This window comes from Eubacterium ventriosum, from assembly GCF_025150745.1.
GTDB lineage: Bacteria > Bacillota > Clostridia > Lachnospirales > Lachnospiraceae > Eubacterium_G > Eubacterium_G ventriosum.
The window spans coordinates 392,904-406,882 of the sequence record NZ_CP102282.1 but is presented as its reverse complement, the minus strand read 5'-3'; the positions used below and the strand labels follow the sequence as shown (position 1 = coordinate 406,882).

Here is a 13,979-nt window from a genome sequence, read left to right as displayed (position 1 = left end):
TTGCACAAAACATTTTCTGAAGATGAAGTAAATAAAAAAGAAAGCTGTATTAACAGTGATGAAATATGTGATTATATTGCAAAAGAGTTTAATGTCAAACGTTTTATTTATGAAACGGGAAGCAAAAGAAGTACTGAAAAAATGAAAAAGATATTTGATATGAATATTAGTGAAATCCCCACTGATGAAATGTTAATAATTATGGATAAAATAAAGTCAGATGAGAATAGCTGGATAGGCAAAGAAACTGTAAGGGCATTTTCAGAAAGAAATATAGAAAAAACTAAAGAGCCTAATGGTGGTGTAGTTATGAATCCAGATATTAACGGGGATTATGAAGAAAAAATAAAAATTAGATAAAGAAAAAAAACAAGGAAGATGTAAGCTGTATGACTGCATCTTCTTTTTTAGTTTAAGGAGGAAATAGTGAATGATGAATTACGAAATTTTTAAAGAAGTATTTAAAGAGAAACTTTTAGATTATATGCCGGATGAATTTAAAGAGCATAGAGTCGTGGAACACAAGGTATTTAAAGTTAATTGCGAGAAGGATGCAATTAATTTATTACCAGGGGATGGCAAGAGTAAGTATAAAGGTTCACCAACTATTTATGTAGGTGAATTTTATGAGATGTACAAGCATAGAGATAACTTGGATTATGTAATGAATTGTGCTGCAGAACTTATGTTAGATGGTTATAAGAATCTTCCGGAGGCTATTAAAAACAAAGATATTGCTGTTGAAACATTTAAAGATCGCGTTGTTGTAACTTTGGTTAATACAGCTCAGAATGAGGAATATCTTAAGAACATTCCGCACAGAGATTACTTAGATTTGTCAATTATTTATAAAGCAGTTATAAGCAATGATAAAAGTGGCATGAGTTCAGTGGTAATAACAAATGATGTAGCCAGTCAGATGGGAATGAATGAAGAACAACTATATGAAGTGGCAATGAAGAATACTCCTGAACTTCTACCGGTAAGCATCCAGGATATGCAGGATGTAATAAGTGAGATGCTGTTTGAAGAAATTGCAGGGGATGAATATGAAGAGGAAAGAAAAGAAATTGACGACACAATTAGTGAAGTTGTTGAGGATAACAGTCAAACGAAAATGTATGTTATGACAAACAGGAGAAAAATTAATGGAGCAGCAGAAATTCTCTTTCCGGAAAATCTTGATAAATTAGCATCCATTTTACATTCAGATATTTATATCATCCCTTCATCAACTCATGAAGTAATTGCAATATCATCAAACGGACATAGTGCCGATGAATTACAGGAGATGGTAATTGACATCAATATGAATCAGGTGGATTTGGAAGACAGATTATCCAATGAAGTATATCACTATGACAGAAATAAAAGAGAGCTTACCATTGCAACAAACGCACCAAATAAGAGATTAGACGGAAAATCAGTAGCTGAATCAATTAGCTATGATATTCAGGATAAATCATTGTAGGTGAGATTATGGAGATTGAAATTAAGATTGAAAAGCTCGATGAATTGACTGAAATTGTAGATTCAATTGATGGAGAGTTTGTCATTCAGATGGAGTGGGAGGATAAAGAACATGAAGATAAACGATGATTTTAAATTAAACGTGGTGTCTGTAAGGCTTGTAAAAGAAGCTCCAATTCTATCTGACATAAAGATTTCAAATCCGGAAGCAGCAGTTCAGGTGCTTGGAAAATATCTGTGTGAAATGGACAGGGAAGTTTTGTGTGTAGTTAACTTAAAAAGTGATAATACACCCATTAACTGTACTATGGCAAGTATGGGTTCCCTTAATCAGTCTATTGTAAGTCCAAGAGAAATATTTAAAGCCAGCATTCTTTCAAATGCAGCGCATATGTTATTGATTCATAATCATCCTTCAGGATCGTTAAAACCGTCCAAGGAAGATATTGAAATTACGGACAGACTTATAAAACTTACTGATTTAATGGAGATACCATTACTTGATCACATAATTGTTGGTGGTGATGAAGCACAATATTTCAGCATGAGAGAAAAGGGGATTATGTTGCATAGAAGAACAGTCTTTGAGCAGGATTACAATAATCTTAAATTTAATGACAGTGCAATGGTAGCTGAAAAAGAAAAGAGCAGGTGATGCAAATGAATAACAGATTTACAGAGGAAGAATTAGACATAGCAAAATCTGTTGATTTATGTTCCGTGGCTTCATTTCTTGGTTACACGGTAAAAAAGATTGGAAAGTACTATACCTTAAAGGAAATGGATTCCATAAGGATTTACAATCGGACTAACTGGTATCGTTGGTCGAGACAAAGTGAAAAGGGAAGTAATGGTGGCTCCCAGATAGACTTCTTACGAGTGTTTGCAGGAATGGATGTTAAAGAAGCGGTCTTTTGGTTACTTGATTTTGCAGGATATAAGAAAACAGATGACAGTGAAAGAAATAACAGTCTGAAACATTGTGTAGATAAATCAAGTATAGACACAGAAGAAAAAGAATTTGTTCTTCCTAAAGAATCAGACAGTTTTAATTATCTTTATTCGTATCTGCAAAATAAAAGAATGATTAGCAGGAAATGCATTGACTACTTTGTAAGTCATAAACTGATTTATGAATCAAGAGATTACCACAATATAGTTTTTAAAGGAAATGATAAAAATGGAGCCACAAGATTCGCAAGTATGAGAGGTGTTTTTGATAAAAATGGTCATGCATTTAAGTGCGACGTAAAGGGTAATGACAAGACATATGGTTTTAATGTAGCAAATGATAATTCAGATGAACTGGAAGTGTTTGAGGGAGCAATAGACTTGTTAAGTTATTGTGATATTTACGATGATTATGAAACAAATAAAATCGCACTGGGAATGGTTGCGGATGCTCCGCTTGAGACATTTCTTAAAGAACATCCGGGAATAAAGTTTATCAGATTATGTCTTGATAATGATGAGCCGGGCAGAAAAGCGTCTAAAGCTTTGAAAGATAAGTATGAGAAGCAGGGATATGAAGTCAGTGAACTTCCACCACCAAAGGATTTTAAAGATTACAACGATTGGATAAAAGCAGTAAAAAGCAAAAATATAATCCCCCCGAAAAAGTGCAGGTAGTACCTCGGAAAAGTTTAGTGACTTTCAAAATTTCGGGGGGATTTCCATGGCAAAAATAAAAAGTAGAAAAATAAGATAAAAAATTTCCGTGGTAAAAATTCGGGGGACCCCTGTCAAAAAGTTTAGTAACTTTTAAAAATCCCCCTCACTTTTTCAGGGGGAAAGAAGAATATTAGATATATCAGGGGTTTTAGGGGCTGTTCCCCTAACAAGAATGGCATTTGTATCACCAAATGCGTATCTTGCGACTGACAGGTCGTTTATGGGGACGAGGGTTTATTGATGTTTAACAAAATACGGATAAGAGGAGGTGAGACTACAGGTGGCAGATGGATGTGTATTATTTTCAAAACAAGAAGAATTAATTGGGTGGCTATTGCTCGCTAGGAAAGAAGGTAATGTAAATGGCAGATAACAGACATAAGGTAGTAAAGCATTTTCGATTTACTGAAACCGAAGCAAAGACGTTGAGAAAATTTGCAAAAATGTATGGTATGACTGATTCAGATTATATGCGTTTCCTTTTAAGCCAGAAACCGGAAGATTATCCTGAGATAAGGCAGATGCTTTCAGAACTGATTAATGAAGTAAATCACATAGGAAATAACATAAACCAGATAGCAAGAAAAAATAATGCAGGATTTTATAAACGTGATGACATGGAAAGTTTAAGGTCATATATGAGAAAGCTGATTCTTTCAGTTAGAGAAGTGGAAAAAAAGATTGGCAGTAACAAAGGTTCTTAATATAGGTGACTGTGGCACAGGTTATCACGGAAAGCATTTAAAAGCTGCAATTGATTATATTAAGGCATCTGAAAAGACAGATGGCGGAAGATTGGTGGGTGGTATTAACTGTCAGCCTGACTTTGCATATGACAGGATGAAAAGCACAAAAGTGAAATTTGGAAAAACAGATAAAAGACAGGCATATCATTTCATTATATCTTTTGAGGAAGGAGAAGTGGATGATGATACTGCCTTTGAAATAACACAAAGGTTTGCAAAGGAATATATAGGAAATGAATATGAAGTTGTATTTTCCGTACATAATAACACAGACCATAAGCACGGGCATATTATATTTAACAGCGTGAACATGGTAAATGGTAAAAAGTACAGATACGAAAAAGGTGACTGGGCAAAGTATATACAGCCACTTACTAACAGGTTGTGTGAGGAATATGGTCTTTCAACCATAGACATAAGTGCTGACGGAAAAGGTATAAATGAAAGATATAAAGACTGGAACCCGTATCGGGACGGTAAGTTTATATGGAAAGACATGGTTATGAGAGACGTGGATTCATGTATTGTTCAGGCTTCAACTTATGACAGTTTTTTAGGCTTGATGGAAGAAAAAGGATATACCATAAAACAGGGAAAACATATGGCAGTGATGATGCCGGGAATGAAACGATATATGAGAATTGATGCCTGGGGCAGTGAATACACAAAAGAAAGAATTACAGAGAGAATAAGAGAAGAAAGTATTGCAGATTATAAGCCACAGAAAGAAAGAAGCCAGCCAAAGATAGTGTATTGTAAATTTACAAGATATAAGAGAGCTAAGCTTACAGGACTTCAGAAAAAATACTTTGCAAAGCTGTACAGGACAGGAAAACTGAAAAAGAGATCTTATTCACAGGCATGGAAATATCGTGATGACATAAAAAAGATGCATAAGTTGCATGCACAATATACATTTTTATCAAAGTATGGAATTAAAGATATAGGAGAATTAAACGACAGATGGCAGGTACTTGATGATAAAAGAAAAAGTATTAACAGGGAAATAAGCAGAGTACGCCGTGGTGAAAAAGCATCTGAAAAACTTTTTAAAGCCTTAGAAAAGATTGATGAATTAAGTGAGAGTGAAAACTGTTACATAAGAGGAGATGACTTTTTTAAGGAAGAACATGAACAGTACATTCTGCTTTCTGATGAAATAAAAAATCAGGGATATACCGTAGAAGAGATAAGAAGTTTAAAAGAACATTATAAAAATAAGTATGCAGAATTACGAAGCATACTTAAAGATGTAAAAAAGCAATTAAAAATTTCGGATGAAATTATCAGAGAAGAAAATGAAAAATCTGGAAGAAGCATCGAAGAAGTTAGAGAAGAAAAACAAATAAAAGAAAAAGACAAGCAGCCACAAAAGTAGGCTGTTTTATTATTTTTAACAGGAGGTAATAAATGAGCAGTGATATTACAAGAGATAAAAATATGATTGTGCAGGGATTTAAGAAAAAAGGATTAAGCAAAGAAGTAATGGAACTGATAAATTATGATGCAGATTATGGTCTTACAAGAGAACAGATAGCAAAATATGCAGATAAGAAGATGGACATAGACAGAATGCGAATCTATTCGGAGTGTTTACGTTTTGATTATGATGACAGAGCAATTAAAGTACTTACGGCAGAAGGAGTTGATGTTGCTAAACTAAAAATGGGACTTGATTTTTACAGACAGGGAGTTCCCATTGAAGATGTGGAAAGAATACTGTCAAGTGGCGAAAAGGCAATAGCAATGAAGAAACAGTATGATGATATTTTACAGAAAACTGACAGCCTGGCAGACGAGGCAGAAATGGAGCCTGAGTATGTAAAGAAACTTACGGATTATATTGAAGAGGTGGTGTTATCCATTGGGAACACGGATAAAAAGTTTGATGAAATTACTGATGTATTAAATAATCTTACACAGGATAAAAAAGAACAGAAAGAGCTTGAAAGAATACTTAAAGAAAATCAGGAAAAAGATGAACTGCTGTCACAGAAACAGGATGAGATAAACAGAGCTTATTCGCAGGCTGCAGAAAAAAGAAAAGAAGCAGGGGAATTAAAAACAGAGAATGAAGCTTTAAAAGAAAAGGTAAAGAAATTGCAGAAGAAATATGAGCAGGATAAAGAAACCTTTAATAATGTAAGAAATGATGCCGATAATTATTTCTCTTTTAAGTCAGCAAATATGCCATATGCAGGCAATAAAAGTGCAGTTGTAAGAATTAACAGTAATGACATTGAAAGAAAAACATCAGTAAACAATCATGGTCTGGTAGGCATTTTTTCAAGACTTGGTATCAAAACAAAAAGCAGGAGAAATCTTGTAAAACTTGTAATTGATGGAGAATTAGACAGAAACCAGCTTGTCCAGATAAAAATTGCCATTGAAAAAGGTCTTACTGAAAATCAATTGGAGGACATCATAAACAGCAGAGTGCCTGCTGAAAGAATGAAAGAAATAATTGAGATTGCAGAGCTGGAAAACGGTCTGCAGGGATAGGAGGCAGATATGTTATCAATGAGAGAAATGGCGGAATGGATTAAGAAAAGACTGGAAGGAATGTCGGAAGAAGAAATGGTGTTTGTGCTGGAATATGGAATGAGCACAGGAGACAGAGAAATTACCGGCAATCTGATTGAGGAGATAAAAAGCAAGGATAGGGATTTTGAAACCATAAAGAAAAGATATCTTGCCATTGCAGAAAAAAAGCCTTTATGGGTGGAGATGGCAGAAAGTCTTATAGCATCTCTTGAAATGTTGAGAATTGAAAAAGAAGAAATGCTTCACAGTCTTTGCAGCGTTTTAAATGCATGCGGAGTAGACATTAACAGATATGAAATTGAAAACGGAAATTTGGATAAAGTAAAAGAATACGAAGGCAGGTGAAAAATATGGCAGATGAAATAGCAGAAGCAGTACAGATTATAAGAGTAGCTTATGACGGTATTGAGATAGCAATGAAAGTTGGAAGTGACGGCATAGAAGCAATGAAAAAAGTTCTAAATGTAATAAAAGGAATGCTTGATTATGAAAAAAATCTTGGAAGAACTTCAATGAGAAAGCTTTTGATGAGAGGAGGGGACCTGCAGGTTTTACAGTTTGACAACAGTGAAATGAAAAAAGTTAAAAAACTTGCAAAAAAGTATGGAATACTGTATTCCACAATGCCCAATATCAATAAGGGACAGACTGAAATAATTTTTCATTCGGAAGCAACACCAAGAATTAATGTTATGCTGCAGAAAATGAAATCAGGACATATAAGCACATTTGATGACTATGTAAAAAAGAGTGACAGTGAGGGAAAGAATAAACTTATTGACTACTTTCAAAAGCAGAAAGAAGAAAACGGTAAGTTTCATACACAGGAGGAAGAAAAAGCAGGAGAGGCAATACAGGAGCTGATTGAAAAAATAGGTCTTTATGCCGTTGAAAAAAATGATGTATCGGATGATACCATAAAAGATAAGTTTGATATAGGAAGTGATGATGCAAAAGAAATAATTGGAAAACTTGTTACTATGGGGGCACTGGAAAAGTCAGATACGGATAATAGTTATAAGGCAGCAATGGATAAAGATGCCTTTACAAAAAGAATTAACAGTTATCGTAGTATTGCAGAGAGAATACAGGCAGTGTCCATGTCAAAAAACAATAATCTTTCAGACATTACAATATCAAAAACACTGATAGATGAGGAAAGTCAGGCAGCTGTTAAAACAAGAGTTCCAGGAACATGGGGAGAAAAAGTTCGTTATGTGTGGATAAGAAAAGAAAACATAATGGAAATACATAACGGAAAAACAATGCTTACATTTTTAGATATGGAAAAGGAATATAAACTTTATGACGGAAGTAACAGAGTAGTACAGACAATAAGGGGAAGTGAATTATATTCTAAACATTATGACAGTGTGGAAGCTGCTGTAAGAAAGAAATATGAAAAGAAGAAACCTGATAAAGAAGTTACATTAAAAACAGAAGAGCATGGAAGGAGCAGAAGATAATGACAGAAAAGAAGAAAAAGACTTCCTTTGTTCTTCTTTTTATTGGTGCAGTTTTGGCAGCATATTTAGGATATCTGATAAACGGTGCCTGGAGTCAGGGTATGGACTTTAATGAATTTATGGAATCATTAAATCATGTGTTTGCAGAGCCTTTTCAAAACTATTATGAAGGGAAAGCAACAGTTAAGGCAGTTACCGTCGCAGTACTTACATATGGCATGGCAATACTTATGTACTATACAAGCAGAAGAAATCTGATGCCCGGCAAGGAATACGGAACTGCAAAGTTTGCCGATATAAATCAGGTAAACAAAATAATTAAGGATAAGGATGAACATTGTAACAGAATATTAAGTCAGAATGTAAGAATGAGTCTTGATACGAGAAAAACAAAACTTAATAACAATGTTCTTATTATCGGTGGCTCCGGTGCAGGAAAAACTTTTTATGAAGTAAAACCAAACCTTATGCAGATGCCTGATAAGTGTTCATTCATTGTTACTGATCCGAAAGGCGGTGCGAAACGTTCCATAGTGAAAAGCTATGGCACGATTGTAACTAATAATTGAATAAAAAAAATAGTAGTAAATCGGAGAACTAAACACACGATATGTCGAATGATGGAGTAACGTCCTGAAAGGCAACCCTAATCCTCCGACTTGCACCTAAGTTAGTAGAAACTAAAGTGTAAGAAGCTCGGTGAAGTCGGCAGAGAGATACCGAAACAGATTAGATGTCGAAAGCATTTCAGAGGTGAGATGTGTATCCTATATGCCGGGGGTCTATAAACTATCTATGGTGAGAATGAAGAGAGTTAAGCTCTTCTGACGAAACTTCGAATGTACGGGTCTATATCGGGACTATGTAGAAATGCATAGTGACACAAATAGTGTCGTTACTGTGGGCGAGTAAGACTCCGCCTTTATGAAAGTCCATACATTGTTACAGGCAGTGTCAAGGTAACAGGCTCATAGAAGGAACCTAAGGATAGATGTAAAGATAGTGTGTTTGGAACGTTGGAAGCTGACAGCGTGGAGAATCTACTTTCTACGAAACGTATCAAACGGGAAAATCACAATAGTGATATAAGTGAGATTATGTCAGTGAAAGCGGAGGTATAGTACCGAAGAAACCGTGATAATAAGCGGTGGAGGGAAGACCTCTAGTCATACAGTTAAGCAAATTAAAGTCGAATGGTATGGGTTCGAGTAAGACTAAGAGATGTAATCACTCCCAGATAGGAGGTTACAGACCATGCTAAAGAAAACCAAATTGAGATACAACGAATATTATGATATGCAAAGAGTATATGATTCATTGTATTCAGCAAGTAAAAACGGTAACAACTTTTATAAGTTACTGGAGATTATTGGTTCAGAAGAAAATATCAGGTTAGCATATAGAAACCTAAAGAGTAATAAAGGTAGTAATACCAAGGGAACTGATGGAAAGACAATAGACGATATTAAAGAACTAACAGATGAAACTGTGATTAATACAGTGAGAGAGATGTTAGCTGACTACAAACCTAAGTCTGTCAGAAGAGTGTACATTCCAAAACCAGGAAGTGACAAGAAAAGACCATTGGGTATTCCGTGTATATGGGACAGATTGGTTCAGCAGTGCATATTGCAGGTCCTTGAACCAATCTGTGAACCTAAGTTTCACAACCATTCATATGGTTTTAGACCAAACAGAGACACACATCACGCAATTAGTAGAACAGTTAGTATGATAAATATGTACAAGCATTACTACTGTGTTGATGTTGACATAAAAGGGTTTTTCGACAATGTCGACCACGGAAAACTTTTGAAACAGATATGGACACTTGGAATAAGAGACAAGCGTTTAATAAGTATCATAAGTAAGATACTTAAGTCAGAAATAAAGGGAGAAGGAATACCGACAAAAGGTACACCACAAGGTGGAATAATAAGTCCACTACTATCCCTAATAGTCTTAAATGAATTAGATTGGTGGATAAGTAATCAATGGGAAACATTCAAACCAAACAGAATGTCTAATGTTGAAGCATTTCGAACATATGCGAAGAAATACACCAATCTGAAAGATGGATTTCTAATAAGATATGCAGATGATTTCAAAATAATGTGTGGAAGTTATAACGAAGCACAGAGATGGTATCACGCAACAGTGGATTTCTTAAAAACAAGATTGAAATTGGACATAAGTGAAGAAAAACCAAAAGTCATAAATCTTAAGAAAAACTCATCAACATATTTAGGTTTTAAAATAAAAGTCGTTCCAAAGGGGAAGACCAGATATGGTTATATAGCAAAGACTGATATGAGTGACAAGGCAATTAAGAATGCAAAAAGCAATCTAAAAGCCAAAATAATTAACATTCGAAAAGACAACCCAACAGTGGCAATTAAAAACTATAATTCAGCCATTAGAGGAATACAAAATTATTATTGCATAGCAACAAATATTTACAACAATTTAACGGATGTGAATTACGCTCTCTTACCAACCATAAGAATACGTCTTAGAGACATTAGCAAAACAATTCCATTTAAGGAAACAGACATTAATTTTCAAAAACAAACAATGGGTATTCAGAAAGAAACAAAAATTGTAACCATAGGAGATATGTGTTTACTCCCATTAACGGGAGTTCACCATAGGAGTCCTATGAATTTCTCTCAGGAAATAAGTAATTATACTTCAAAAGGTCGAGAGAAAATACACAAGAATTTAATGCTTATTACACAAAGAGAATTTGAAGCCATAGCTAAAATGAGAGACCCAACAGAAACAATAGAATTTAATGACAATAGTTTATCAGCATATGTCATTCAGCAAGGAAATTGTTACATAACGGGTAAGAAGTTAGATGTTAGCCATATGAAGTGCATTAGAAAGAAACCTTTAAAAAAGAGGGGAACTAATAATCACGGAAATATAATCTTTATAAATTCAGATGTGTACAAGGCAATATTTACGAGAAAGATGGTTGAAGCCCAAGGTTTATTAAGAAAATTTAAGTTGAATGAAGAACAATGGAAAAAAGTTAATTATATAAGGCAAAATTATGATTACCAAAAGGTTTAGACAATAAATAATTTGCAAATGTATGATGGCACGCCGTATGAGGCGAAAGTCTCACGTACGGTGTAGAGCAGGGGAAAAGGTGGAGATAATATCAAATCCTTACCTATTGCTATAGATATTAAGAAGCACGGGAGAGATGCTGAAAAATAACGGATATAACATAAAGGTCATTAATCTTATAGATATGGATCAGTCTGACTGTTATAATCCTTTTTCCTATATAAGAGAAGAAACAGATGTAATAAAACTTATAACAAACCTAATTGCAAATACAACGCCTAAAGGGGCAACATCAGCTGATCCGTTCTGGGAAAAAGCCGAGGGAATGTTCCTTCAGGCGTTGTTTTATTATGTGTGGCTTGAGGTTCCACCTAAAAGAAGAAACTTTGAAACAGTACTTAAACTTATGGGAAAAGCTGAGGTAAAGGAAAAGGGTAAGCCATCACAGCTTGATGCCATAATGAAAGCTTTGGAAGAGACAAGCCCGCTTGGTTCAAATCATCCTGCCGTAAAGCAGTACAACAAATGTATGAGAGGGGCAGGAGATACTGTCCGCTCCATTATTATCAGTGCGAATTCAAGACTTGCTTTTCTTGAAAATAAGAAGGTACTAAGGATTCTTTCAAGAGATGAAATGAATCTTGCTGATATTGGCATCGGAGTAAATGGAGATTGTGAAACCAAGACTGCACTGTTTTGTGTTATTCCTGATTCGGATAAATCCTACAACTTTATTATAGGAATGCTGTATACACAGATATTTCAGGAACTATACTATCAGGCGGATTTCAATTTCGGTGGAAGATTACCTATACATGTTACTTTTATGTTGGATGAATTTGCAAACGTTGCTCTGCCGGATGACTATTGTTCATTACTGTCAACAATGCGAAGCAGGGAAATAAGTTCTGTAATCATCATACAGAACCTTGCACAGATTAAAGCATTGTTTAAGGAAACGTGGGAAACAATTCCAGGAAACTGCGACACGCTTATTTATCTTGGAGGTAATGAGCAGAGTACCCATAAGTATATATCAGAGCTTCTTGGAAAGGGAACCATTGATAAGAGGTCAAGCGGAGAAACAAGAGGACGTCAGGGAAGCAGCTCAAGAAACTATGATGTGCTTGGAAGAGAACTTATGACACCTGATGAGGCAAGAAAATTTGACAATAAAAAGTGTCTTATATTTATCAGAGGATTTGATCCCATTGTGGATAATAAATTTATACCGTTTAAGCATCCTGCGTTTGAACAGACTGCTGACGGTAAAGGAAAACCTTATATACACACACCTAAGGAGGATTCGACTTTTGTCGGTCCTCCTTTTGAAATCCTTAATAAACAGTCATTGGCATATTTTGAAAAGCTAAAGGAAAAAGGTGAAAACGTGTACATAGATGAAATGACACTGGAACAATTCATGCTGCTTGGTAATGACGGAATTGAAAAGAGATTAAGTAAAGCTCAAAGTAACGAGAAAAAAAGTCCTGCAGAAAAGGAAATGGCATATGAACTTGAGTATCAGGATGATGATGCTTCAGGTGGTGAAAAAAACACGGTAAAAAGAAAAGCATTAAAAGATGACACAGTTACAAACCGAATACTTAACTGGAACTTTTCAAAGGAACAAAAGGAAGAAGCAAAGGCAGCAATGAAAGAAGGAATTCCGGTTAAAAGGATTCTTGAATATTTTTATCCTGAGACATCGGTGGAAGAAATGAGAAACAAATTTAGAAGTTAGAAAAGGAGTAAGAGATTATGATAAGAGATTTAGTTAAGAAAATGAAAGATAAGAAAGAGACAGTTGGTGCAAAAATTAAAAACAATGTGATTCCGGCATTATCTGGAGCATTAATGATGACAACGATTGAATGTACAAATGTATTAGCAACGGATACAAGCTCTGTAACAAAACCGCTTGATAATCTTAAAACATTGATACTGGCAATTATCGGAGCAATCGGTGTAATAATTCTTGCTAAAAACGTAATGGAGTTTGCACAGGCATATCAGCAACAGGATTCGTCCACAATGAATTCTGCCCTTAAAGGAATTGTAGCAGGAATAATGATGGCAGGAATATCATCAGTTCTTGGAATTCTTGGATTTTAGAATCTAAAAACGGAAGAAAAGAGGTGATGAAAGTTGGATATTTTTAATCTGGGACAGCAGATACTTGATTTGCTTGAGATGGTCTTTGGATTCTGGAACAATCAGATATCACTTGTATTTGCTCTCTTAGGACAGTCACCGGTCAGTTTCAAAAGCGGGGGTCCGTGGGGAGTAATACAGAATCTGGAACCAATTTTTGTAGGTGTCGGTTCTTCGCTGGTTGTACTGTTCTTTGTTATTGGTTTTTGCTCGGAGAGTGTGGATGTAAAAGAGGACATGAGGTTTGAAGTTATTCTTCGTATGCTTATGAGAATAGGAATAGCAGAATGGCTTGTAGCAAACAATGTAACAATAATGAAAGCATTTTTTACCTCCGCAGGCAATCTGGTAAAACTTGTCGGAGCAGGAGAAATGGCAGAGCTTACCATAGACAGCGGACAGGCTGAGATTATAAAAAATCTTGGCTTTGGTTCAAGTCTGGTAATGCTGATACTTGCATCAATACTTTCCATTGTCATCATAGTGTGTGGATTTTTCCTGATATATACAGTGTATTTCAGATTCCTAAAGATACTGATTTTAGTACCTTTTGGAGCAATTGCATTTTCAACAGTCAGTGGAAACAGAATGGTAAGCCATACGGCGGTTTCATATGCAAAGTACTTTTTATCAATTGTGTTTGAGGCTGTGACAATGGCACTGGCTATAGTAGTGTGCAATGCACTAATAAGTGCAGGACTTCCGTCATTTACGGGAGAATATGCTGACTGGACTCAGACACTTATATATCTGTGTGAAATGACATTTACAATCGCACTTACAGTAGGAACGGTAAAGGGTGCACAAAATCTTACAAGCAGGGCATTAGGATTATAAAAGTTAGGAGGAG

Annotated in this window: 13 protein-coding genes and 1 pseudogene; all 14 read left to right on the top strand. The window is 35.2% G+C overall.

The window, feature by feature from the left end:
- Entirely contained in the window at positions 1–360 is a 360-nt protein-coding gene (locus NQ558_RS01745; RefSeq protein WP_040446891.1) for a hypothetical protein, read from the top strand.
- A 70-nt stretch (positions 361–430) separates the two neighbouring features.
- A complete protein-coding gene (locus NQ558_RS01740) occupies positions 431–1,471 on the top strand; it encodes a DUF5688 family protein (protein ID WP_005362019.1) in 1,041 nt (346 codons plus the stop codon).
- Between the two features lie 111 nt (positions 1,472–1,582).
- On the top strand, positions 1,583–2,125 hold the full coding sequence (locus tag NQ558_RS01735) for a JAB domain-containing protein (protein WP_005362023.1): 543 nt from the start codon (positions 1,583–1,585) through the stop codon (positions 2,123–2,125).
- 5 nt (positions 2,126–2,130) lie between these two features.
- Positions 2,131–3,099, top strand: coding sequence for a DUF3991 and TOPRIM domain-containing protein (locus NQ558_RS01730; RefSeq protein WP_040446892.1), 969 nt, complete (start codon positions 2,131–2,133; stop codon positions 3,097–3,099).
- 404 nt (positions 3,100–3,503) lie between these two features.
- A complete protein-coding gene (locus NQ558_RS01725) occupies positions 3,504–3,845 on the top strand; it encodes a plasmid mobilization protein (protein WP_005362027.1) in 342 nt (113 codons plus the stop codon).
- Positions 3,823–5,265, top strand: coding sequence for a relaxase/mobilization nuclease domain-containing protein (locus NQ558_RS01720; RefSeq protein ID WP_156774981.1), 1,443 nt, complete (start codon positions 3,823–3,825; stop codon positions 5,263–5,265). Before NQ558_RS01725 ends, NQ558_RS01720 begins: the two co-directional genes overlap by 23 nt.
- Before the next feature lie 32 nt (positions 5,266–5,297).
- Positions 5,298–6,389, top strand: a complete 1,092-nt coding sequence (locus NQ558_RS01715; protein WP_005362031.1) for a hypothetical protein — start codon at positions 5,298–5,300, stop codon at positions 6,387–6,389.
- A gap of 9 nt (positions 6,390–6,398) precedes the next feature.
- Complete coding sequence (locus tag NQ558_RS01710) at positions 6,399–6,776, top strand: hypothetical protein (RefSeq protein ID WP_040446893.1); 378 nt, start codon at positions 6,399–6,401, stop codon at positions 6,774–6,776.
- Between the two features lie 5 nt (positions 6,777–6,781).
- The gene (locus tag NQ558_RS01705; protein WP_005362037.1) at positions 6,782–7,897 is read left to right on the top strand and encodes a PcfB family protein; all 1,116 of its coding nucleotides are present in this window, start codon (positions 6,782–6,784) and stop codon (positions 7,895–7,897) included.
- The gene (locus NQ558_RS01700) at positions 7,897–8,466 is read left to right on the top strand and encodes a type IV secretory system conjugative DNA transfer family protein (protein WP_005362039.1); all 570 of its coding nucleotides are present in this window, start codon (positions 7,897–7,899) and stop codon (positions 8,464–8,466) included. Before NQ558_RS01705 ends, NQ558_RS01700 begins: the two co-directional genes overlap by 1 nt.
- Before the next feature lie 685 nt (positions 8,467–9,151).
- Complete coding sequence (ltrA, locus tag NQ558_RS01695) at positions 9,152–10,975, top strand: group II intron reverse transcriptase/maturase (RefSeq protein ID WP_005359293.1); 1,824 nt, start codon at positions 9,152–9,154, stop codon at positions 10,973–10,975.
- Positions 10,976–11,090: 115 nt separating this feature from the next.
- Positions 11,091–12,719 (top strand): annotated as a pseudogene (locus NQ558_RS01690) (VirD4-like conjugal transfer protein, CD1115 family); the annotation flags it as partial.
- A 17-nt stretch (positions 12,720–12,736) separates the two neighbouring features.
- Positions 12,737–13,090 (top strand): hypothetical protein, encoded by a 354-nt coding sequence (locus tag NQ558_RS01685; protein WP_005362042.1) that lies wholly within the window; start codon positions 12,737–12,739, stop codon positions 13,088–13,090.
- Between the two features lie 33 nt (positions 13,091–13,123).
- Positions 13,124–13,966: a VirB6/TrbL-like conjugal transfer protein, CD1112 family gene (locus NQ558_RS01680; RefSeq protein WP_021952019.1), complete on the top strand. Its 843-nt coding sequence runs from the start codon at positions 13,124–13,126 to the stop codon at positions 13,964–13,966.
- The last annotated feature ends 13 nt before the right edge of the window (positions 13,967–13,979 follow it).

What these genes read in the sequence shown, in the direction of transcription:
- NQ558_RS01705 (WP_005362037.1), top strand. Translation starts at nt 6,782, where the DNA reads ATGGCAGATGAAATAGCAGAAGCAGTACAGATTATAAGAGTAGCTTAT.
- NQ558_RS01700 (WP_005362039.1), top strand. Translation starts at nt 7,897, where the DNA reads ATGACAGAAAAGAAGAAAAAGACTTCCTTTGTTCTTCTTTTTATTGGT.
- ltrA (WP_005359293.1), top strand. Translation starts at nt 9,152, where the DNA reads ATGCTAAAGAAAACCAAATTGAGATACAACGAATATTATGATATGCAA.
- NQ558_RS01725 (WP_005362027.1), top strand. Translation starts at nt 3,504, where the DNA reads ATGGCAGATAACAGACATAAGGTAGTAAAGCATTTTCGATTTACTGAA.
- NQ558_RS01730 (WP_040446892.1), top strand. Translation starts at nt 2,131, where the DNA reads ATGAATAACAGATTTACAGAGGAAGAATTAGACATAGCAAAATCTGTT.
- NQ558_RS01735 (WP_005362023.1), top strand. Translation starts at nt 1,583, where the DNA reads ATGAAGATAAACGATGATTTTAAATTAAACGTGGTGTCTGTAAGGCTT.
- NQ558_RS01715 (WP_005362031.1), top strand. Translation starts at nt 5,298, where the DNA reads ATGAGCAGTGATATTACAAGAGATAAAAATATGATTGTGCAGGGATTT.
- NQ558_RS01685 (WP_005362042.1), top strand. Translation starts at nt 12,737, where the DNA reads ATGATAAGAGATTTAGTTAAGAAAATGAAAGATAAGAAAGAGACAGTT.
- NQ558_RS01710 (WP_040446893.1), top strand. Translation starts at nt 6,399, where the DNA reads ATGTTATCAATGAGAGAAATGGCGGAATGGATTAAGAAAAGACTGGAA.
- NQ558_RS01740 (WP_005362019.1), top strand. Translation starts at nt 431, where the DNA reads ATGATGAATTACGAAATTTTTAAAGAAGTATTTAAAGAGAAACTTTTA.